Origin of the sequence: Actinophytocola sp., from assembly GCF_036402745.1 — a bacterium.
In the GTDB taxonomy this organism is placed as follows: Bacteria; Actinomycetota; Actinomycetes; order Mycobacteriales; family Pseudonocardiaceae; genus Actinophytocola.
Genome location: NZ_DASWSJ010000268.1, coordinates 12,542 through 33,826, shown reverse-complemented (window position 1 = coordinate 33,826; position 21,285 = coordinate 12,542). Strand labels below are relative to the sequence as shown.

Sequence of the window (21,285 nt, the reverse complement as noted above, 5' to 3'; positions counted from 1 at the left end):
CTTCCTCGGCGGCATCCACGAGATCTACTTCCCCTACCTGCTGATGAAACCCAAACTCATCATCGCCGCCATCGCCGGCGGCATGGCCGGCGTCGGCACCGCCATGATCACCCACTCCGGCCTCGTCGCCACCCCCGCCCCGGGCAGCATCTTCGCCTACATGGCCGTCACCCCCCGCGGCGGACACGTCAGCGTCCTGCTCTCCATCGCGATGGCCACCGCCGTCGCCTTCATCGCCGCCGCCGCACTCCTCAAGTTCGGTCGCGAGGCCGACCCCGAGGCCGTCACCGAAGCGGCCGTCCCGGGCGAGCCCGTCGGCACCGACGCCACGGCCGGGACCGCCGGACCCGTCGAGCGTGCCTCGGGTGGCACGGTCGCGAGCCCGGTCGGCGTCACCAACGGCGCAGGCGCGGTGGCCGCGCCGGCCCGCCCGGTGATCTCCGGCAAGGACGTCTCCCTGCTCTACGTGGCCTGCGACGCCGGAATGGGCAGCAGCGTGATGCTCGCGAGCCAAATGCGCACGCGGCTCAAGGCGTACGGGGTCGCCGTCGAGCACGTGTCGGTCAACGAGCTCCCGGCCGAGGCGCGGCTGGTGCTCACCCACGCCGACCTCGCCGACCGGGCCAGGGCGACCGTGCCGCACGCGGTGGTCGTGCCGTTCCAGATGTTCCTCGGCGACCCGGTGTTCGACCAGGTCGAGAACGCGATCAAGGAAGGCAGCGAGATTCGTGGCTGACCCGAACACGGGGTCCGGCGTCCTGCCCCGGGAGGGCATCCGGCTGGCGTTGACCGCGACCGACAAGTGGGACGCGATCCGCCAGTCCGGGGCCCTGCTCGCCGAGCTCGGTGGGGTGGAGGACGGCTACCCGGAGACAATGCTGGAGCGCGAGCGCTCGGTGTCGACCTACATCGGCGAGGGCGTCGCGATTCCACACGGGACGGACGCGAGCCGCGCCCTGGTCCGCCGGACGACGCTCGGGGTCCTGCAGTTCCCCGACGGTGTCGACTGGGACGGCAACCCCGTGACGATCTGCGTGGCCATCGCAGCCAAGGGCGACGAGCACGTCACCGTGCTGTCCGCGCTGGCGCAGATCCTGATGGACCCGCGGCAGGCGGAGCGGCTGCGGACCTCGAGCAGCGTCGAGGACGTCTACGAGCTCCTGGAATCGATCGGAAAGGGCTTGGAAGTATGAGGGTCGCGCGTTTCTATGCCCCTGGCGACATCCGTCTCGAGGACGCCGACGAGCCGGCACCGGGGCCCGGCGAGGTCAAGATCCAGGTCCGCAACTGCTCCACCTGCGGCACCGACGTGAAGATCTTCAACCACGGCCACCACCACCTGGTGCCGCCGCGGGTGATCGGCCACGAGATCGCCGGCGAGATCGTCGAGGTCGGCGCGAACGTCGCCGGCTGGGCGGTCGGCGACCGCGTGCAGGTCATCGCCGCGGTGCCGTGCGGCACGTGCGCGGACTGCGTGCGCGGCCGGATGACCGTCTGTCCCAACCAGACCTCGGTCGGCTACCACTACGACGGCGGGTTCGCCGAGTTCCTCGTGGTGCCCAAGGCCGTGCTGGCGGTGGACGGGCTGAACCGCATCCCGGACGGCGTGAGCTTCGCCGAGGCGTCCGTTGCCGAGCCGCTGGCGTGCGTGGTCAACGGGCAGGAGCTCGCCGGGGTCGGCCAGGGTGACGACGTCGTGGTGATCGGCGCCGGTCCGATCGGCTGCCTGCACGTGCGGCTGGCCCGCGCGAACGGTGCCCGGCGGGTGTTCCTGGTCGAGCTGAACCGGGCCCGGCTGGACATGTCGGCCGCCGTGGTCCAGCCCGACGCGGCCATCTGCGGAGCAGAGGTGGACGCCGTGGACGAGGTCCGCAAGCTCACCGACGGCCGCGGCGTGGACGTGGTGATCACCGCGGCCGCGTCCGGCGCCGCGCAGCAGGACGGGCTGCAGATGGCCGCGCGCAGCGGCCGGCTCAGCATGTTCGGCGGCCTGCCCAAGGACAAGCCGACGATCACGCTGGACTCCAACCTGGTGCACTACCGGGAGCTGACCGTGGTCGGCGCCAACGGTTCCAGCCCCGCGCACAACAAGCGCGCGCTCCAGCTGATCGCGTCCGGTCAGGTGCCGGTGCACGACCTGATCACCCACCGGCTCCCCCTGTCCCAACTGCACGACGCGATCGAGCTGGTCGCCTCCGGGCAGGCGATCAAGGTCACCATCGAACCCTGAGTGAACGGTGGAGCCCGTGAGCGGGAGCGACGGAGCGTTCGCCGTCTGGACTGACGAGCGCGCGCAGGCGCGCCAGCGCCGAGCACGGGAGGAGGGAAGACGGCGAGTAGCGGAGGAGCGAAGCGAACCATTGAACACTGTCGAGGAGGACACGTGGTCACTCGAGATGTCGTCGTCGGGTCGAGGATCGGGTTGCACGGGCGGCCGGCCGCGATCGTCGTGCGGACCGCTGCGGCTCAGCCGGTGACCGTGCGGATCAGCACCGGGGAGCGCAAGCCGGTCGACGCGAGCAGCATCATCGCGGTGCTGGCGCTCGGCGCCCGGGGCGGTGACACGGTCACCATCGAGGCCGACGGCGAGGGCGCCGACGCCGTGCTGGACGCCGTGGCCGAGGTGCTCGCCCGCGACCTGGACGCCGAGACCGAGACCGCCGATGCCTGAGTCGCTGGCCGGCCTCGGGGTCAGCCCCGGCCGGACCGCGGGGCCGATGTACCGGATGTCGCCGCCGCCGTCGTTGCCCGCCGAGACGCCGGCGGTCACCGATGCGGCGGCCGAGGTCGAGGCGGCGTCGGCGGCCCTGCGGTTCGTCGCCGACGAGCTCACCCGGCTGTCCGGCCAGGTCGAGGGTGCGGCGGCGGACGTGCTGGACACCGAGTCGATGATGGCCGTCGACCCGACGCTCGCCGACGGGGTGTCCCGCCGGGTCGACGCGGGCCGGCCGGCGGCGTGGGCGATCGCCGACGCGATCGCCGAGCAGCAGGAGGCGTTCGCGGCGATCGGCGGCTACTTCGCCGAGCGGGCCGCGGACCTGGCCGACATCCGCGACCGGGCGGTGGCCCGGCTGCTCGGCGAGCCGATGCCCGGCCTCCCGATGCCGGGGGAGCCGTACGTGCTCGTCGCCGACGACCTGTCGCCGGCCGACACGGCGCTGCTGGACCCGTCGACCGTGCTGGCGATCGTCACCCGGCGCGGCGGGCCCACCAGCCACACGGCGATCCTGGCCAAGGCTCGCGGCTTGCCGGCCGTCGTCGGCTGCGCCGGGATCCTGGACCTCGCCGACGCCACCGTGGTGTCGGTGGACGGCACCACCGGCGCGGTGTCCACTGTGGACGCCGCCGAGGTGGCGTCGATCCGTGCCGAGGCCCGCCGGGAACGGGAACGCCTGGACGCGTTCACCGGGCCGGGGCGGACCAAGGACGGGCACGCGGTGCCGCTGATGCTCAACGTCGGCGGCGTCGCGGACCTCGTCCCGGACACCGAGGGCGTGGGCCTGTTCCGGACGGAGTTCCTGTTCCTGGGCCAGCCGTCCGCGCCGACGGTGGCCCAGCAGGAGCGCGCGTACACCGAGCTGTTCGGCGCGCTCGGCGACCACAAGGTCGTGCTGCGCACGCTGGACGCGGGGGCGGACAAGCCGCTGCCGTTCCTCGGCCTGGCCGCCGAGGACAACCCGGCGCTGGGCGTGCGTGGCCTGCGCATCGCCCGCGATCATCCCGCCGTGCTGGCCGACCAGCTGGAGGCGGTGGCCCGCGCGGCGACCGCCACCGCCGCCGACGTGTGGGTGATGGCCCCGATGGTCGCCACGGCGGCCGAGGCCGACGGTTTCGCCGAGGAGGTCCGCAAGGCCGGGCTGCCGACGGCGGGCGTGATGATCGAGGTCCCGGCCGCGGCGCTGCAGGCGCGCCGGCTGATGGAGGTGGTGGACTTCGTCAGCATCGGGACCAACGACCTGAGCCAGTACACGATGGCGTCGGACCGGATGAACGGCGACCTCGCGGACCTGCTGGACCCGTGGCAGCCCGCGGTGCTGGAGCTGGTGGCCGGCGTGGCGAGCGCGGGCCGCGAGGCCGGCAAGCCGGTCGGCGTCTGCGGCGAGTCGGCCGGGGATCCGTTGCTGGCGCTGGTGTTCGTGGGCATGGGCGTGACGAGCCTGTCGATGTCCGCCCCGAGCGTGGCCGCGGTGCGCGCCGCCCTCGCCACCCACACCCTCGCCGACTGCGAACGCCTGGCAGCCCTCGCGCTGGACGCCCCCGACGCGATCTCGGCCCGCCAAGCCGTCGCCGAAGCCCGCGCCTGACCCGCCGGCCTGACCCGCCGGCCTGACCCGGCCGCCTGACCTGCCGGCCTGACCCGGCCGCCGATGCCCCCGGCGGCCGGTCAGGCCGGTTCGGCTCGGACGGTCATGGACTCCAGGGTCGGACCGCCGAACGTCGTGGCCATCGCCACGTCCGCGGCGTCCCTGCCGCGGCCGATGACCACCCGGCCCTTGCGGCGGGCGTTGTTGCGCGGGTCGAAGGTCCACCAGCGGTCGCCGAGCCAGACCTCCATCCACGCGGCGAAGTCCATCGGCGCCGGGTCCCGGGGCACGTCCAGGTCGGGGAGGTAGCCGAACACGTACCGGGCCGGGATGTTGAGCGCGCGGCAGAACGAGATCGCCAGGTGGGTGAAGTCGCGGCACACCCCGAGCCGGGTCGTGTTGACGTCGCTCGCCGTGGACAGGGCCGTGCTGCTGCCGTAGCTGAACCCGAGGTGCCGGTGCACGTACGCGCAGATCTCCCGCACCCGCCGGTACCCGGGCGGCCGGCCGCCGAACCGGGACCACGCCTCGTCGCCGAGGACGTCGGGCAGGCAGTAGCGGCTGGGCAGGGTGTAGACGAGCACGTCGTCGGGCAGCGCGTCCGGGCCGAGCTCGGGCGCGTTCTCGTCGGCGTCCTCCGGCGCGTCCGGCACGTCCACCACGGCGTCGTATGCCAGCGTGGCCCGGCCGGCCGGCAGGATCACCCGCAGGCACGGGTTCCCGTACAGGTCCCGGTAGGTGCGCAGCGGCCCGTCGGGCTCGAGCCGGAGGTCCTCGCCGACCGGCGGCGAGTCCGGCTGGATCTGGAACACGGTCGGCGTCGGGATGTCCGCCTGGTAGACGAACGTGCAACCCACCCGCAGCCGTCTGGTCACGCCGTCGCGCGGGGCGGGCCTGGTCAGGTCACCGGCCCGCACGGCGCTCGTCGGATCCGAAGCGCAGGGCGGCCATCCGGTCGGCCAGCGCCGCGCGGTCGGCCGGCGGCAGGACCGGGCGGATGTGGTGGACGTGCCGGCCGGCGACGGCGTCGGTGACGAACCGGGCCACGACGACCGGGTTCGGGACCGCGTCACCGCCGAGGTAGGCGAGCACGACCGGCGCGTCGCCGGGGACCGTCTCGACGCCGACGTACCAGCCGAGCCGCTCGTCCCACACGAGCATGAGGTCGAGCTCGGGTCGCTCCAGCCAGCGCTGGGGCAGCCCCAGGTACGCGGTGGCGGTGTCGCTCACCTCGTACCCGGTGGCCTCGGCCGGCACGCCGACCTCGGTCGCGACCTGGCGGATGTAGCCGGCCAGCATCGGGCCGAGCACGAGCGAGCCGCCGGGCACCTCGTCCAGGCCCAGCATCGACAGCAGCCCGACGAACTCGTGCCGGTCGCGGGCCTGGCTCGCGACCGTGCGGACCGCGCGGCTGCGCTGGTCGGTCCGCTCCCGCTGCGCGGTGGCGCGGGACTCGGCGAACTCCGTGCGCGGCTGTCGGCCGGCGCTCTGGCGTGTCGTGGCGGTCATGACCCTCCGGTCGGTTCAGGCGTAGTTGGGTGGTTGGTGCCCCGCCGGCGCGGTGCGGTCGAGGTCGGCCGTCCGGAGCCGGAACACCTGCAGGTCGAGCCCGAAGTACTTGCTGGTCTCGCCCACCCAGTGCATGCCGTGCTTGCGGACGGTGGCCGCGGCCCGGGTGTTCTCCGGCCGCACCACCGCGAACAGCTCGTCGACGCCCTGGCCGAACGCCCACGAGGCGAGCGCGAACGTCGTCTCGCTCGCGTACCCCCTACCCCACTCGGCCGGGGCGAGCTGCCAGCCGATCTCCAGGTCCTCGTCGCCGGGCGGCAGCGGCAGCAGGATGGCGCCGCCGATCACCCGGTGGTCCGCGCGCCGCTCGATCGCCCACCGGCCGGCGGGCGCGGTGAGCCGCTCGTCCTCGGCGATCCACTGCTGGAGCAGCAGGCGCATCGCGGCCAGGTCGGGTACCCGGTCCATGGCCGGGCTCAGCCAGCGCGCCACCTCCGGATGGCCGTAGATCTCCAGCGCGGCGGGCGCGTCGGTCAGGCGCCAGGCCCGCAGGGTGAGCCGGTCGGTGGTGAACGTGGCGGTGGTCGCGGTCAACGCCGTCACCGCCCACCGGCCAACGCGCGGCCGGGGGTCGCGAACCCGGCCAGGCGCAGCGGGGTGGGCCGGCGGACCTGCCAGACCCAGCCGAGCCGCTCCAACATCCGGCCGACCTCGGCCGAGCTGTCGATCTGTCCACGTAGGACACCGTGGTGGGAGTTGTGCCAGGACTCGCCCACCGGCGGGATCGCCACCGGCCAGCAGCCGGCGGACCTGTCCCGGCTGGCGAACGGCCGGTCGCCGATCACGTGGCAGAGCGAGCGATGCCCGGACAGGATCGGTCTCGGTGTCTTCCGCGGCGGTTCCGGCCGGGCCAGGACGGTCGTCATGACGTGCTCATCTCGCGGCGAGTAGGGCTGCCCGAGACGATCCGAGGAAATCCGAGCAGTGCTGTGGTCCTCAGGCGGGCACGCGCCGTGGCCGGGGCACCGCGTCGCGGGACCGGGGGGCGCGGCGGGCGAGGACGGTGGTGGTGCCGTCGTCGTCGGCCATCCGCTGGGGCTGACCCAGCCGGACTGCCAACGCCGGGAGCAGCGTCGGCAGCTCGGCGGACACGTCCCGCGAACGGGGCCACCAGGCGCCGTCGACGAATCCCGGGGTCCCCGTGGTGGGCGCTGCCGGCTTCATGCTGGTGCGCGGCGACTGCTCGGCCGAAACGGCTTCGGGGGCGGAAAAGGGATTTCGCGGGCCCGACGACATGTCGGCGCTCCTCCCCGGTCGAGAGGTCGACCGGACCGGGCAAGCCGACGACGAAACCGGCTCGAACGCCAGCATACGAGGTGCCATCGACAACCTGACCCTACACCACAGCGCTAAAACCAACCGCCGTTCACGGCCGGGGTGTACGGTAAGCGCAGTGCGGGGGGATCGCCGGCAGTCACACCGTTGTACCCGCGATTCCAGCGGCGCGAACCATTCGCGATTCTCTCGGTGTCCGACACCGCTTGATCCGCACCGACACTAGGACGGGCAGGCGAGATGCCAGCAACCGACGCGCACGCGAATGTTTCCGGGCCACAAGCCAACGGCCAGGTGGCCACCGGGTGCGCGGTGTGTCCGCACCCGTGGCCGGACCACGACGCGATCGCTGCCCGCTACTGCAACGCCACCGCCGCCGTCAACGGGCAGCAGGGCCGCGGCTGCGTCTGCACCGGCAAGTAAGGCCGGCTGAGCAAGAGGCTCAGCGGCTCACTGTCTCGAAAGGACACCGATCATCGCCGACACCAAACCGAACGGCATGCACTTCAGCCATCCGGTCAACCAACCGCAGGAAGCGTCGCCCGCCCGCAGCGAGGCCGCGTACGACAACCTGTTCCGCGAGCCCGAGTTCGCCGACCAGCCGGCCGAGGACGACGTCGAGGACATCGAGCCCGAGCTCGTCCGGCGCGACCCGGAGATCATCCGGCGCGGGCGTGACATCAGGGCAGGGGCGCGGCGAACAACCAGGCGTCGAACAGCGGCCTGAGATCCGTGCCGGTGTGGCGCTGGGCGACGGCGACGAAGTCGTCGGTGCTCGCCGTGGCATGCCGGTAGGTCTCGGTCCACTCGGCCAGGATCGCGAAGAACGCGCGGTCACCCACCGACTCGCGGAGGGCGTGCAGGGTCAGCGCGCCCCGCTGGTACACCCGGTCGTCGAACATGTCCCGGGCCGGGGGATCGCCGATCACCAGGTCCTGCGGCTCGCCCGCGAGGTGTGACCGGGCCACGGCGGCGAGCACCGCGGCCGGCCGGCCGCCGGAGCGCTCGGACCACAGCCACTCCGCGTACGCGGCGAAGCCCTCGTTGAGCCAGATGTGGCGCCAGTCCGCCAGTCCCACGCTGTTGCCGAACCACTGGTGCGCCAGCTCGTGGGCCACGAGCCGCTCGAACCCGCGGCGCCCGTCGACGTGGTTGGCACCGAAGATCGACAGCCCCTGGGCCTCCACCGGCACCTCGAGCTCGTCCTCGGTCACCACGACCGCGTACTCGGCGAACGGGTACGGCCCGAACAGGTCCGTGAACAACGCCATCATCGACGGCTGCCGGCCGAAGTCGTGCCGGAACGACCGCAGCAGCGACCGGGGCACCGCCGCGTACTGCCCGTCCGCCAGCGTCTCCGACTCGTAGCGTCCGATCTGGACGGTCGCCAGGTAGCACGCGGTCGGCGCGTCCTGCACGTACTCCCACCGCGTGGTGCTCCCCGACGACGACCGCTCGGTGAGCACGCCGGTGACCAGCACCGCGTAGTCGCTGGGCACGGTCAGCCCGATCCGGAAGGTGGCCTTGCCGGACACCGTGTCGTTGCACGGGAACCACGACGGCGCGCCCACCGGCTGGCTCGCCACGAGCGCGCCGTCGGTCAGCTCGTCCCAGCCCACCTCGCCCCAGTGCCGGGTGCGGATCGGGGCCGGCCGCCCGGCGTAGCGCAGCTCCACGGAGAACAGCGACCCGCGCGGCACCGGCGCGCCGATCCGCACCCGCAGCTTCCCGCCCCGGTGGGTCCACCGCGCCGGCTTGCCGTCGACCGTGAGCCGGTCGACGGTGAACGGGCCGAGGTCGAGCGCGAACGCGGACAGCGCCTCCTCGGCCACCGCGGACACCGTGGCCACCCCGGAGAGCCGGCCGGTCGAGGGCTTGTACGCCAGCTCGAGGTCGTAGTGCCACACGCGGTAGCCGCGGTTGCCGTGCCCCAGCAGGTCGGCATCCCGGATCGGCATGGTCTTTACTGCCAGGCCGCGACCGGGTTGCCGAGCCAGCGCGTCCCCGCCGGCACGTTCTCCCCGCGCATCACCAGCGACGCCGGTCCGATGCTCGTGTGCGCACCGATCGTCGTGCCCGGCAGGACGATCCCGTGCGGACCGAGCGTCGCGCCGGCCGCCAACGTCACCTGGTCCATACGCAAGATCCGATCATGGAACAGGTGGGTCTGCACAACGCACCCCCGGTTGACGGTGGCGCCGTCGCCGAGCGAGACCAGGTCGGCCTCCGGCAGCCAGTACGACTCGCACCACACGCCCCGCCCGACCGTGGCCCCGAGCGAGCGCAGCCACAGCGACATCGCGGGTGTCCCGCCGACCCCGCCGACCAGCCACGGCACCGCCAGGACCTCGACGAACGTGTCCGCGAGCTCGTTGCGCCACACGAACCCGCTCCACAGCGGGTACTCCCTCGCGCGGAACCGCCCGACCAGCGCCCACTTCGCGGCCACCGCCAGCGCACCCGCCACCAGCCCGCCGCCGAGCAGCAGCGCGCCGCTCGCGAGCGCGGCGAGCCAGAACCCGTGCGCGGCCAGCAACTCGAACCCGGCGAGCACCAGCACGGCCAGTGCCACCGAGCACATCACCGGCACGACCCGGCACAGCTCCACGAGCGCGCGGGCCACCACGAGCCGGCGCGGCGGCGCGAACGTCCGGCTCTGGTCGCCGCCCTCTGCCGCGCGCGGCAGCTTCATCGGCGGCATGCCGAGGTACGAGCTGCCGGTCTTGGCCCGCTTCGGGGTGGCCGACAGCACGCCGACGAGCCCGCGCTTGGGCACGGCCCGGCCGGCCGCGGTCATCCCTGAGTTGCCGAGGAACGCGCGCTTGCCGACCCGCGCGGCCGCGAGCCGCAGCCAGCCGCCGCCAAGCTCGTAGGAGGCGACCATCGTGTCGTCGGCGAGGAACGCGCCGTCGCCGATCGTGGTCATCGCGGGCAGCGCGACCACTGTGGACGCCTCGACGCCGCGGCCCACGCGCATGCCGAGCGCACGCAGCCACACCGGCGTCAACAGGCTGGCGTACAAGGGAAACAGGTGCGTGCGGGCGGAGTCCATGAGCCGCGTGGTGGCCCACGCCTGCCACGCGATCCGGCCGCGCACCGGGTGGTGCCCCTCGCGCAGGCCGAGGCCGAGCAGCCGGACGGCGACCAGGATCAGCAGCGCGTGCGTGCCGAGCCAGGCCAGCGTGGCGACCGGCACCGCGAGCAGCGCGTCACCCAGCGCCGCGGACAGCGTCGGCGCGCCGCGCAGGAACAGGCCCAGCAGGTAGAGCGCGGGCAGCGCGGAGAGCGCCGGTAGCAGGCCCAGCAGCACCGCGGTGCCGTCGTAGGCGAGCGACCAGCGGCGCGGCCGCGGCGGGCGCTGGGTGGGCCAGCGCCGGGTCGCCTTGCCCTGCTTGGCGGCCGGCACGCCCGACCAGCGCTGGCCGGTGGGCACCGAGCCGCGCACGCCGGAGCCCGGCGCGACCTCGGCCCGCTTGCCCACCCGCGCGCCGGGGAACAGCGTGCTGCGCGCGCCGACCGTGGCCCCCGCGCCGACCCGGATCTTGCCCAGGCGCAGGACGTCGCCGTCGACCCACCAGCCGGACAGGTCCACCTCGGGCTCGATCGCGGCGCCCTTGCCGAGCTTGAGCAGGCCGGTGACCGGCGGCAGCGAGTGCAGGTCCACACCCTGCGCGAGGCGGGCGCCCAGGGCCCGCGCGTAGTGCACGACCCACGAGCCGGTGAGCTCGGTGGCCCCGCTGCGCTCGGCGAGCTGCTCGGCCGTCCAGAGTCGCATGTGGACACTGCCGCCGCGCGGGTACTCGCCCGGCTTGACGCCTCGCAGCAGCAGCCGGGCGCCGCCCGCGGAGATCGCGAGCCGGCCGGGTGGGCTGAACAGCACGAGCCAGCCCGCACCGACGAGCCACCAGGACACCGTCGGGAGCCAGGGCAGCGCGGCCGACAGGACGTTGTCGACCGCGGCGAGCGCGACCGTCCAGCGCAGGCCGACGAGGGTGTAGAGGGGGAGCAGCAACGCGGTCTGGAGCAGGCCGGTCCGCCGCGGGGTGGGCCGGACCGGCCGGGTGGGCCGGTGGTGGCCGGCGAGCGCGTCGAGCCGTGCGGCGAGCGTGCCGAGCGTGGGCCGGTGGTAGACGTCGGTCACCGAGAGCGTCGGGTACTCGGCGCGGACGAGCGAGACGAGCCGGGCGGCGGCGAGGCTGCCGCCGCCGCTGGCGAAGAAGTCGGCGTCCGGGCCGGTGGGCGCGCTGCCGAGGATCTCGGTCCACAGTCCGCCGAGCCAGGCCTGGGTGCCGTGCAGCTCGACGGCCTCCTGCTCGCCGGTGACGGGCGGCGGCCAGGGGAGGGCGGCGCGGTCGACCTTGCCGGACGTGCGGGTGGGCAGCGTGTCGACGACGGCGAGCCGGGGGACGAGCGCGGCGGGCAGTGCCTCGCCGAGCCTGGTCCGCGCGGCCTCGTGGTCGAAGTCGTCCGCGACGACGTAGCCGACCAGCAGCTGGGTGCCGCCCGCGGTGGTGCGCACGGCGGCGGCCGCGCCGGCCACTCCGGGCAGCGCCTGCAGCGCCGCGTCGATCTCGCCGAGCTCGATGCGCCGGCCGCCGAGCTTGACCTGCTCGTCGGCGCGGCCGAGGAACACGAGGCCCTCGGGCTCCGCGCGGACGAGGTCGCCGCTGCGGTAGGCCCGGTCCCAGCCCAGCGAGGGCAGCGGCGCGTACTTGGCCGCGTCCTTCCCGGGGTCGAGGTAGCGGGCCAGGCCGACGCCGCCGATGACCAGCTCGCCGGACTCGCCCATGGCCACCGGCTCGCCCGCGCTGTCGACGACGGTGAGGTCCCAGCCGTCCAGCGGCAGCCCGATCCGGACCGGGCCCTTCCCGGTGAGCCGCGCGGCGCAGGCCACGACGGTGGTCTCGGTGGGGCCGTAGGTGTTCCAGACCTCGCGGCCCTCCACCGCGAGCCGCTCGGCCAGCTCCGCCGGGCACGCCTCGCCGCCGAGGATCAGCAGCCGGACGTCGTCGAGCGCCTCGGCCGGCCACAGCGCGACGAGGGTCGGCACCGTGGACACGACCGTGATCTCCTGCTCGACCAGCCACGGGCCGAGGTCCATGCCGGTGCGCACCAGCCAGCGCGGGGCCGGGACCAGGCAGGCGCCGTGCCGCCAGGCCAGCCACATCTCCTCGCAGGAGGCGTCGAACGCGACCGACAGCCCGGCGAGCACCCGGTCGTCCGGCCCGATCGGGTCCTCGGTCAGGAACAGCCGCGCCTCGGCGTCGACGAACGCCGCCGCGGCGCGGTGGCTGACCGCGACGCCCTTGGGCGCACCGGTGGAGCCGGAGGTGAAGATGACCCACGCGTCGTCGTCGAGCCCGGGCGCGCCCGGCCGGCCACCCGCGACCCCGCGCATGGTGACCGCGCGGCCCGCGCCGAGCACCGCGCACACCGCGGCCTCGCCGAACACCAGCTCGGCGCGCTCGTCGGGGTCGTCGGCGTCGACCGGCACGTAGGCCGCGCCGGCCGCGAGGACGCCGAGGATCGACACGTAGAGGTCGGCCGTGCCGGACGGGACCCGCACGCCGACCCGGTCCCCGGCGCCGACGCCGTTCGCGGCGAGCTTCTGGCGCAGCTCGTCGACCTGCTCGCCGAGCTCGGCGTAGGTGAGCGTGGTGGTGCCGTCGTCCAGCGCGGGCGCCAGCGGGTGGCGGCGCGCGGTGTCGGCGAGCACCTCGACGAGGGTGCGCGGCGGCGTGGCCGGCCCGGTGGCGAACCGGGCCTCGGGCCGGGTGTCGAGGGCGAGGTCGGGCACGGGCTCGGAGTGCACGGCGGTCATCGAGTGTCACCGGCGCGGCGCAGGCGCAACTGAGTCCTCCAACTCGTGGTGGCTGCGCCGGATGCGGTCCGCAGCGGGGCTGAACGCCCCCGCGCGTTCAGCCGACCTGCGAGTTTACCGCGTCGTGACCTGTTGTTCCTCCCGAGTCCACGTGGGCTTGCCCACGCGGGTTCGCGCGAGCACGCAGACACCCAGCGTGACGGCCAGGCAGAGCCACGCGAACCAGTCGCCGAGCCGGCTGTACGGGGTCGCGCCGGGCCCGTCCGGCACGTCGGCGACGGTGACCGCGAAGCCCGGCCCGGAGATGGTCGCGGCCTCGGCGAGCGGGCGGCCGTGGCCGTCGGCGAGCAGCGACGTGCCGAGCTGGGCCGACCACGCCACGGCGAACCCGTTCTCCACCCCCCGCAGCAGCCCCTGCCGGGCGTGCTGCCAGCCGTTGAGGTCGCCGTCGGCGGCCGGGATCGCCATGAGCCGGGCGCCGTCCCGCGCGTAGGTCCGGCTCGGGTCAGGGAAGTTCAGGTCGAGGCAGTTCTGCAGGCCGGTGGCGGAGTCGAGGAAGCCGAGCTCGTCGCCGGTGCTCAGCGGACCCCCGCCGATGTGCCACTTGCGGTAGGCGACCGGCTCGCCGCCGGCCGCGGGGATGGCGAGCGACACGTTGTACCGCTTGCCGCCGGTGCCCAGGACGACCCCGGCCACGATGTCCGCGCCGGTCCCGCGCGCGACCCGGCGCATGGGCTCCACGAGGGCGGGCAGGCTCGCGTCGTCGGCGGCGAAGTTGCCCTCCGGCAGCACCACGAGGTCCACCCCGTCCGGCAGCGCCGCGATTCGGTCCACATAGGACTGAACGAGGTCGCGGCCGGCGGGCTCGGCGACGTCGGCGGCCCAGTGCGGCTCGTTGGCGGCGACGGTCGCGACCGTGCGGCCGGGTGGCTCGTCGGCGCCGAGCCGCACGATGCCGAAGCCGAGCGTGGCCACCACCACCAGGCCGGCCACCACGGCGGTGCGTGCCCGGTGCGCGCCGGCCACGGTGAGCACGGCGACCGCCGACGGCACGAACAACACCAGGAACTCCACGCCCCAGGCGCCGGTCAGCGCGGCGACCTGGGTGACGACCGGCAGGTCGGTGACCGAGGTGGCGAGCTGGTACATCATGCCGATCGGGCTGACCAGCGAGACCAGGTACACCGCACCGCACCACAGCGCGCCCGGCGCGACCGCGGCGAGCAGCGGCCGGTCGATGAGGGCCCGCAGGAGCAGCGCGCCGAGCCCGAGCAGCGCCGAGGAGCCGAGGATGATCGACAGCGCCGCGGGCAGCGGCACGTCGATCGAGTCCAGGTAGTAGGGCCAGGTGCCCGCCGACCCGAGCAGGTAGGCGAGCGCGCCGGCGCCGAACGCGACCCGGCCGGACACCCGCGGCGCGAGGGCCAGCACCGGCAGCGGCGCGAGCCAGGCCAGCGCCGCGACCGGCGCGAACCCGGTGCCGAAGAAGAACAGGACCGCCGACGCCGCCGTGGCGACCGCGGCGACTCCCAGGTCACGCCTTGATGCCATCGAGAACCCTCCCCAGCGAGCGCGCGCACAGCGCGCGGAACTCCGGCTCCGGCAGGCCGATCCGGCCGCCGAGGTAAAGCTGCACGAGGCCTTGGGCCTGCGCGGTGAACGCGAGCGTCACCTCGAGCGGGTCGCCCTCGCGGAGCAACCCCGCCCGCATGGCCTCCTCGACCGCGATCACCACCAGGCCGTACGTGGGCGACGCGCCGTCCCGGTAGGCGCCGGGGAACCGCCGCGCGTCCTCGCGGCGGTCGGTCATGAGGAAGGTGTAGAGGTGCGGCGCCCCGAGCGCGAAGTCGAGAAGGTCCTCCTGCAGCGCGAAGAGCCGCTCGAGGGGGTCCGTGATCTCCGAGCGCCGGCCCCAGTCCTTGGCCAGCTCGGTGGAGCACGCGTCGGCGACCTCGCGCAGCAGCGTCTCGCGGTTGGGGTAGTGCCGGTAGGTGGCCATGGTCGAGAGGCCGGCGTCCTTGGCCACCCGCCGCATGTTGACCGCGTCGGCCCCCTCCGCGAGCAGGATCCCCCGTGCGGCCGCGGCCAGCCGCTCCTTGGTTGTCATGTGTACAACGTACACACCAGGCGCGTACTAAGTACACATGGGTGCCGAGCCGGGGCTCGGACCGGGGTCGGGTCGGGGTCAGGCGGGGCAGCTCGAGTCGGTGAGCAGGGGCTTGGTCGGGTCGAAGTAGCGGTCCTGCGCCTCGGGGTCGGCCGCGTTGTCGACGCGCTCGCTGTAGGCGGGCGCCAGCGAGCCCTCCTTGTACGCGGTGCAGGCGATCGAGTAGCCGTAGCCCCGCACCGTCGCCAGCCAGATGCCCTGGTTGTCCGCGGGCCACCGCTCGTCGGTGACCGCGTAGTCGGTCTCCCACCGGTCGACGGCGACGATGTCCATCGCGCCCTGGAGCTCCTCCGGGGACAGCGCGTCGAACGCGTAGGCGAACACGTAGTTCGTGTGGACCACCAGCGCGCCGTCCTTGCCCAGCTTGGCCGACATCGAGCCCCGCACCTTCGGCTCCACCGCCAGCAGCGGGTAGTCGTCGGCGACGCGGGTGGCGTAGCTGTAGGACGTGCCGAGGTCGTCGGCGAAGCCGGGCCGCAGGTCGGCCTGCGCCTTGGGGGCCAGCAACGTCAGGAACCGCTCGTAGTCGTGGCCCTCGATGACCTCGCGGTCGAGCCGGGACGTGATCAGCACCTGGCGCACCTTCGCGTACGCCCGCGCGACCTCTTCGGCGGTGAACTCGCCGACCGCGACCGGCGCCGGCGCGACGATGCCGGCCGCGCCGTCGGGCCACTCGGCGGCGGGCGTCCCGGCGAACGGCAGCGTCAGGTCGACGGCGGGGCCCTTGTTCGGGTCGGCCGTCGTGTCCGGGACCTGCACGAGCGCGGGCCCGGGTGACGAGTCGCGCGGCTTCACCGCGTTGTAGACCACCGCGGCCAGGGCGACGACCACGATGAGGCCGAGCGTCAGCACCTTGGCCCGGTGGCGGCGGAGGAACGAGGAGCGCTCGGCCTGGGCGACCGCCCGGCGCTCGGTACGCGACCAGTCCTGCAGGTCGGGATGGTCGTCAAGGCTGTCGTGCGGCATTCGGCTCTCCACGGTGAACCGGGCGCCCCCGCGACCCGTGACAACGAAGCGCCGGAAGGATACCCGCGCCGAACGCGGAAGAACACCGCCGTCCGACGCCCGCGGAACCGTCCGTCCACTTGGGAAACGCGGCGGCCGGCCGCGCGGGGCGGCCGGCCGTCGGTGACTGCCGTGGGCTCAGGCGGTGGCCTCGGTCTTGTCGTCCTCCTGCTTGGCGGCAGCGGCGGCGATCGCCTCGACCCGCTCCTCCTCGCGGTTGGCCCGGTACTGGCGGATCGAGTAGAGCAGCGCCAGCGCCCACACCACGTAGATCGCGATGTAGACCGGGTAGCGCACGCCGTCGCTCGCGTCGATCCAGTCGCTCTTGAGCAGCGTGCGGACGTTGGTGACGACGATGAGCCCGCCGACCGCCGAGCCGAGCACCCGGGGCGGGATGTGGCGCACCAGCCAGGCCGCGACCGGCGCGGCGACCACGCCGCCGATCAGCAGCGCGAGCACCCAGGAGAAGTTGACGCCCTCTCCGCCGAGGCCGAACAGGAAGCCGAGGCTCGCCGCGACCGCGACCAGGAACTCGCTGGTGTCGATGGATCCGATGGTCTTGCGTGGCTCGAGCCGGCCGCTCGCGAGGATCGCCGGCGTGCCGACCGGGCCCCAGCCGCCGCCCCCGGTGGAGTCGACGAAGCCCGCGATCAGGCCGAGCGGGGCGAGGAAGCGCTTGCGCAGCGGCTTGCCGAGGTTGTGCCGGGGCAGGCCGAGCGTCGTGAAGCGGATGAGGATGTAGAGGCCGAGCACGAGCAGCAGCACCGACATCACCGGCGCGGCGACCTCCGTGGACAGGCTGGACAGGAACGTCGCGCCCGCGAACGCGCCGACCGCGCCGGGGATGCCGATCTTCGCGACGACCTTCCAGTCGACGTTGCCGAACCGCCAGTGCGAGAGCCCCGACGCGAGCGTCGTGCCGATCTCCGCCAGGTGAACGGTCGCCGAGGCGGCCGCCGGGTTCGTGCCGATCGCGAGGAGCAGGGTCGTGGACGTCACGCCGTAGGCCATGCCGAGGCTGCCGTCGACGAGTTGGGCGCCCAGCCCCACCAGGGCTAACAGGACCAGCTGTCGCATCTCGCCATCCTTCGTCTCATCGAGCTCCCCCCGTAAATCCTGGGACGCGTCCGGACTGTGGCCAAACAGGTCCACATCGCGGAACGGCGGGCGAGAAGTTGGCCGCAACGGCTTGCGCAACCCGCCATCGGCGGCTAAGCGGGCCCTGGCGGAGGGGAGAGGACCTCGACGAAATGGTCCAACAATTCGTCATCTGGTCACGCGATAACTCGTGAACCAGAAGAGTCAAGTATTCAACATAGCGGTGGGTAGTCGTCGCTTCGTACGCTACTTGCGCGATTTATTCGCGCCGGGTCCATGGAATTCCTTGCCCGGCGGAGCTGGTGCCTGCTGGGGGTGCACAACGGTGTCCGTACCGGTACGAAAGGTCTACGAGACGGTCCTTCCGGTCGAGCTCGAAGACACGTGGTCACGGCTCGCGGTCTTCGGCCTGTTCTGGCTCTCGACCGTGCTGCTGGCGGTGGTTCTGCTTGCCGCGGACCCGGTGTTCGGGTCGTTCGTGATCGGTGTCCCGCTGCTGCTGGTGGTGCTGGCGCGGCAGCGCGGCCTGTCCGGAATTCCGTCGATCTTGTTCGGCGCCGCCATCGCCGTCTCGCTCGTGCCGACGATTTTCCTCGGTGAGTACCGGGTGGATTTCGGCGACGGCGTGCTCGTGGCCGGATTCGTGATCTTCGTGGTCTGGGTTTCCACCTATCCGATCGTCTTGCGGCACATGGACCGGGAATATCTGCGCGAGCATTTGTCCTTCCCCGACGGCTCGGTGCCCGACGAGCCGCTCGCCACCACCCGGCTGCACGTGGTGCGGGTCTGGATGACCCTCCTGCTGCTCCTCGTGGTCGCCGCCGCCTTCGGCCGCGACCTCCTCGGCGTCTGACCTGCCCGAACAGTGATGATTGCCCGAGTTCTCCGGCCCCAGGCAACGCGGCCGGGCCACCCGGCGTCTAGATGGTCAAGTTCGGTTCTGACCAGATGGAGGCCCTGGGGTGTTGAAACGTTTCCTGGCAGCGGTCGGTGGCGTGGCGTTATCGGTGGCGTCATCCCTGGCGCTGGCCGCGTGCGGCACCGGCGAGCCGCCGGCCCAGGCCCCGGACCTCGCGCCCCGCGGCACCGCGATGACCACGGTGACGCCCAGCCGCCAGGACCTGACCAGCACGGTGAGCCTGTCCGGCAAGGTCACGATGGACCCGGTCTACGGGATCGTCGCGCCGATCGCCGGCCAGGTTCGCTACCGCACCGTCGAGGAGCCGACCCGCACGCCGACCCGCCCCACCCGCGTGGGCTCGGTGTGGGCCGATGGTGAGCCGCACTGGGTCGAGGTGCCCGCGGGCTCGACGTTCGCCGGCCGGCTCGCCGACGACCGGGCCACGGTCACCGCGGGCATGCCGGTCGCGTCGGCGAAGCTCGCCGGGTACGGCATCGTCGCGGAGATCGACGGCAAGCAGGCCTACCAGATCGCCGGCGGCCTCACCCAGATCCAGGCCCAGATCGACAACGGGCCCGGCCCGTTCGCCTGCACGGCGCTCGGCACGATCGCCGCGCTGCCCGCGGGCACCGTGCCCGCCCCACCGCCTGCCGCGCCCGACCAGCAGCAGCCGCCGCTGTCCGGCGCGCAGCCGCCGCCCGCGGGACCCACGCAGACGCAGGAGCCGCCCGCCGAGGGGCCGGGCGGCTCCGAGTCCACCGGGCTGCGGCTGGTCTGCACGCCGCCGCCGTCGGTCAAGCTGATCAACGGCGCGTCGGTGACCCTCGAGGTCGTCACCGCGAAGGCCACCAACGCGCTCGTCGTGCCGGTCGAGGCGGTCGCGGGCAAGCAGGGCAGCGGCAAGGTCGAGGTCGTCGGGTCCGGCGGTGGCCGCACGGACGTCGACGTCGTGCTCGGGCTGACCGACGGCAAGGTCATCGAGGTGAAGTCGGGGCTCAAGGGCGACGAGACGCTGTCCGTGCCCGGACCGGACCTGCCGCCGGGCCCGGACCCGCGGCAGCAGGGTGACCCGTCGGCGCCCACGGCGTCGAAATGACCGGCGTCGAGACAACACCGCTGATCCGGCTCACCGGTGTCACCAAGACCCTCAAGGGCCAGGACGAGGCGCGGAGGATCCTCTCCGGCGTCGACCTGACCATCCACAGTGGAGAGAGCGTCGCCGTGCTCGGCCGGTCCGGGTCCGGCAAGAGCACGCTGCTGAGCCTCATCGGCCTGTTCGATCGCGCCGACGGCGGCCAGTACCTGCTGGGGGACCGGGACATCACCCGCCTGTCGGAGCGGCGTGCGGCCGCGCTGCGCAGTGCCGAGTTCGGCTTCGTGTTCCAGCGGTTCTTTCTCCTCAAGCACCTCACCGCGGTGCAGAACGTGTCGATGGCGCTGGTCAACGGCCAGGGCTGGCTGCCGCGCCGCAAGCGCAGGGCCAAGGCGATGGCCGCGCTCGACCTGCTCGGCATCGCGCAGCTCGCCAAGCACAAGCCGCCCCGGCTCTCCGGCGGTGAGCAGCAGCGGGTCGCGATCGCCCGCGCGCTCGTGCGGGAGCCGCGGATCCTGCTGGCCGACGAGCCGACCGGCGCGCTGGACACCGAGACGGGCAACCTGGTCGTCGAGGCGTTGCGCGCGACGACCGACCGCGGCTGCGGGCTCGTGCTGGTGACCCACGACCGTGACCACGCGGCGAAGATGGGCCGTGTCCTGCACCTGGCCGACGGCGTGCTGCGGCCCGCGGGGGTGGTCGTGTGATGCGCCTGTCGGGACGGCTGCGCTCGTCGCTGATCATCGGCGGGCAGGGCATCCGGGCCCGCAAGCTGCGCACGTTCCTGTCGATGGTGAGCCTGTTCCTCGGCGTGCTCGCGGTGGTGACGGTGCAGGCCGGGTCGGTGATCGCGCAGCGGGCGCTGCTGTCGGACATCGAGATGACCCGCGGCAAGGACGGCACGCTGCAGGTGTACCTGCCGTCGCACCCGGACTCGGCGACGGTGGCGATGGACACGGTCGCCGGCCGCCCGGACGCGGTCGCGATGACCTCCACCCAGGCGATCGTCGGCGAGCCGGGTGTGCGCCCGGTGAACGAGGGCGGCGCCCCGGTCGACCAGGGCGGCGGCACGTCCTCCATGGGGTCCTATGTGGAGTGTGACGCGAGCGGGAGGTGCCACGAGGTCGGCGGTTCCTCGGCGGGGCCGCAGGGGCAGGCCGTGGAGCTGAGCCTGCAGGCGCTGTCCGGGGACATCCGCCAGTTCCGCCCGTTCCGCCAGGAGTCGGGCGAGTGGCTGCGTTTTGACACGGCGCCGTCGATGGCCCCGCGCATCGTGATCAACACGAAGGCGGCCGAGGCGTTCGCGATGTACCAGGTGCCGGCTGAGATGCGGGTGACCGGCGCGATCGCGAACATGACCCCCCAGATCATCGGCGTGGTCGACGACGGCGGCTGGGGCCCGGCGGCCTACGTCCGGTCCGACGAGCTGTTGAACTGGCTGCCCGCGGACAGCCTCAGCGACCCGAACTACGGCGGCGGGGTGCAGCTGATGATGCGGCCCACCGCGGCGGACCTGGAGCAGGTCCTGCGCTCGAGGCTGGCCGCCGCGGACGCCAACCCCGACCAGTTGCACGTCGAGACGATCAACTCGCTGGAGGAGATGGCCTCCCAGCTGTCGCTGATGCGCTGGATCTTCCTCGGCATGGCGGGGCTGGTGCTGCTGATCGGCGTGGCCGGGATCCTCAACGTCGGCCTGGCCACGGTGGGCGAGCGCATCGAGGAGTTCGCCCTGCGCCGTGCGGTGGGCACGCCCCGGCTGCTGCTGGCGGGGATCGTCCTGGCGGAGACCCTGCTGACGGGCCTGCTGACGGCGGCGCTGGCGATCGGCGCGGGCGCGCTGGGCCTGGAGGCGGCGTCCCGCCTGTTCGGCTCCCGCGAGCCCTTCCTGGCGAACGTGGCGTTCCCGTGGCAGGCGGGCGTTGCCGGGGTTCTCGCGGGCCTGGTGGCGGGTGTGCTGGGCGGCCTGATCCCCGCGATCCGCGCCGCCCGCATCCCGATCGCCACCGTCATGCGCGCCTGACCGGCTGGGGGCGGACATTCCCGCACGGATCG

Annotated in this window: 20 protein-coding genes and 2 pseudogenes; 11 read left to right on the top strand and 11 right to left on the bottom strand. The window is 73.6% G+C overall.

Annotated elements, in window-relative coordinates; all coding sequences use genetic code 11:
• The 5 genes and pseudogenes from VGD70_RS25515 to ptsP all read left to right on the top strand — a co-directional run.
• Window positions 1-736: pseudogene (locus tag VGD70_RS25515) on the top strand (PTS mannitol transporter subunit IIBC); the annotation flags it as partial.
• Window positions 729-1,193 (top strand): PTS sugar transporter subunit IIA, encoded by a 465-nt coding sequence (locus VGD70_RS25510; protein ID WP_331085599.1) that lies wholly within the window; start codon window positions 729-731, stop codon window positions 1,191-1,193. The pseudogene VGD70_RS25515 and the gene VGD70_RS25510, both read left to right, overlap by 8 nt.
• Complete coding sequence (locus VGD70_RS25505; RefSeq protein WP_331085597.1) at window positions 1,190-2,230, top strand: zinc-dependent dehydrogenase; 1,041 nt, start codon at window positions 1,190-1,192, stop codon at window positions 2,228-2,230. The genes VGD70_RS25510 and VGD70_RS25505 overlap by 4 nt, the downstream gene beginning before the upstream one ends.
• A 153-nt stretch (window positions 2,231-2,383) precedes the next feature.
• Window positions 2,384-2,671 carry an HPr family phosphocarrier protein gene (locus VGD70_RS25500; RefSeq protein WP_331085595.1) on the top strand — a complete coding sequence of 96 codons (288 nt, stop codon included), beginning with the start codon at window positions 2,384-2,386 and terminating at the stop codon, window positions 2,669-2,671.
• Window positions 2,664-4,304 carry a phosphoenolpyruvate--protein phosphotransferase gene (gene ptsP / locus VGD70_RS25495; RefSeq protein WP_331085593.1) on the top strand — a complete coding sequence of 547 codons (1,641 nt, stop codon included), beginning with the start codon at window positions 2,664-2,666 and terminating at the stop codon, window positions 4,302-4,304. Before VGD70_RS25500 ends, ptsP begins: the two co-directional genes overlap by 8 nt.
• 80 nt (window positions 4,305-4,384) lie before the next feature.
• Here ptsP and VGD70_RS25490 read toward each other — a convergent pair whose 3' ends face one another.
• The 5 genes and pseudogenes from VGD70_RS25490 to VGD70_RS25470 form a co-directional block, all read right to left on the bottom strand.
• Window positions 4,385-5,221, bottom strand: coding sequence for a transglutaminase family protein (locus VGD70_RS25490; RefSeq protein WP_331085591.1), 837 nt, complete (start codon window positions 5,219-5,221; stop codon window positions 4,385-4,387).
• On the bottom strand, window positions 5,208-5,813 hold the full coding sequence (locus VGD70_RS25485) for a DUF6292 family protein (protein ID WP_331085589.1): 606 nt from the start codon (window positions 5,811-5,813) through the stop codon (window positions 5,208-5,210). The genes VGD70_RS25490 and VGD70_RS25485 overlap by 14 nt, the downstream gene beginning before the upstream one ends.
• 15 nt (window positions 5,814-5,828) lie before the next feature.
• On the bottom strand, window positions 5,829-6,407 hold the full coding sequence (locus VGD70_RS25480) for a GNAT family N-acetyltransferase (protein ID WP_331085587.1): 579 nt from the start codon (window positions 6,405-6,407) through the stop codon (window positions 5,829-5,831).
• A gap of 5 nt (window positions 6,408-6,412) precedes the next feature.
• Window positions 6,413-6,670 (bottom strand): annotated as a pseudogene (locus VGD70_RS25475) (acyl-CoA desaturase); the annotation flags it as partial.
• A gap of 139 nt (window positions 6,671-6,809) precedes the next feature.
• Complete coding sequence (locus tag VGD70_RS25470; RefSeq protein WP_331085585.1) at window positions 6,810-7,037, bottom strand: DUF5994 family protein; 228 nt, start codon at window positions 7,035-7,037, stop codon at window positions 6,810-6,812.
• Between the two features lie 351 nt (window positions 7,038-7,388).
• Between VGD70_RS25470 and VGD70_RS25465 the strand changes: the two genes are divergently transcribed.
• Window positions 7,389-7,571, top strand: coding sequence for an RGCVC family protein (locus VGD70_RS25465; protein ID WP_331085583.1), 183 nt, complete (start codon window positions 7,389-7,391; stop codon window positions 7,569-7,571).
• 76 nt (window positions 7,572-7,647) lie between these two features.
• A complete protein-coding gene (locus VGD70_RS25460) occupies window positions 7,648-7,875 on the top strand; it encodes a hypothetical protein (protein WP_331085582.1) in 228 nt (75 codons plus the stop codon).
• Here the strand turns inward: VGD70_RS25460 and VGD70_RS25455 are convergent.
• The 6 genes from VGD70_RS25455 to VGD70_RS25430 all read right to left on the bottom strand — a co-directional run bounded on the left by VGD70_RS25455 (window position 7,829) and on the right by VGD70_RS25430 (window position 17,218).
• Window positions 7,829-9,106 (bottom strand): M1 family metallopeptidase, encoded by a 1,278-nt coding sequence (locus VGD70_RS25455; RefSeq protein WP_331085580.1) that lies wholly within the window; start codon window positions 9,104-9,106, stop codon window positions 7,829-7,831. The two genes, VGD70_RS25460 and VGD70_RS25455, sit on opposite strands and share 47 nt — an antisense overlap.
• Before the next feature lie 5 nt (window positions 9,107-9,111).
• Window positions 9,112-12,969 carry a Pls/PosA family non-ribosomal peptide synthetase gene (locus tag VGD70_RS25450; protein WP_331085578.1) on the bottom strand — a complete coding sequence of 1,286 codons (3,858 nt, stop codon included), beginning with the start codon at window positions 12,967-12,969 and terminating at the stop codon, window positions 9,112-9,114.
• Between the two features lie 114 nt (window positions 12,970-13,083).
• The gene (locus VGD70_RS25445) at window positions 13,084-14,520 is read right to left on the bottom strand and encodes a nitrilase-related carbon-nitrogen hydrolase (RefSeq protein ID WP_331085577.1); all 1,437 of its coding nucleotides are present in this window, start codon (window positions 14,518-14,520) and stop codon (window positions 13,084-13,086) included.
• Window positions 14,504-15,076, bottom strand: a complete 573-nt coding sequence (locus VGD70_RS25440) for a TetR/AcrR family transcriptional regulator (RefSeq protein ID WP_331085575.1) — start codon at window positions 15,074-15,076, stop codon at window positions 14,504-14,506. Before VGD70_RS25440 ends, VGD70_RS25445 begins: the two co-directional genes overlap by 17 nt.
• A gap of 78 nt (window positions 15,077-15,154) precedes the next feature.
• Window positions 15,155-16,102: a hypothetical protein gene (locus VGD70_RS25435; RefSeq protein ID WP_331085573.1), complete on the bottom strand. Its 948-nt coding sequence runs from the start codon at window positions 16,100-16,102 to the stop codon at window positions 15,155-15,157.
• Between the two features lie 177 nt (window positions 16,103-16,279).
• Complete coding sequence (locus VGD70_RS25430; protein WP_331085571.1) at window positions 16,280-17,218, bottom strand: sulfite exporter TauE/SafE family protein; 939 nt, start codon at window positions 17,216-17,218, stop codon at window positions 16,280-16,282.
• 211 nt (window positions 17,219-17,429) lie between these two features.
• Here VGD70_RS25430 and VGD70_RS25425 point away from each other — a divergent pair, with 211 nt between their 5' ends.
• The 4 genes from VGD70_RS25425 to VGD70_RS25410 all read left to right on the top strand — a co-directional run bounded on the left by VGD70_RS25425 (window position 17,430) and on the right by VGD70_RS25410 (window position 21,253).
• Window positions 17,430-18,092: a hypothetical protein gene (locus VGD70_RS25425; protein WP_331085569.1), complete on the top strand. Its 663-nt coding sequence runs from the start codon at window positions 17,430-17,432 to the stop codon at window positions 18,090-18,092.
• A 154-nt stretch (window positions 18,093-18,246) separates the two neighbouring features.
• Window positions 18,247-19,236, top strand: coding sequence for an efflux RND transporter periplasmic adaptor subunit (locus tag VGD70_RS25420; protein ID WP_331085566.1), 990 nt, complete (start codon window positions 18,247-18,249; stop codon window positions 19,234-19,236).
• Window positions 19,233-19,940, top strand: coding sequence for an ABC transporter ATP-binding protein (locus VGD70_RS25415; protein ID WP_331085564.1), 708 nt, complete (start codon window positions 19,233-19,235; stop codon window positions 19,938-19,940). Before VGD70_RS25420 ends, VGD70_RS25415 begins: the two co-directional genes overlap by 4 nt.
• Window positions 19,940-21,253: an ABC transporter permease gene (locus tag VGD70_RS25410; RefSeq protein ID WP_331085562.1), complete on the top strand. Its 1,314-nt coding sequence runs from the start codon at window positions 19,940-19,942 to the stop codon at window positions 21,251-21,253. The genes VGD70_RS25415 and VGD70_RS25410 overlap by 1 nt, the downstream gene beginning before the upstream one ends.
• Window positions 21,254-21,285 lie beyond the last annotated feature (32 nt).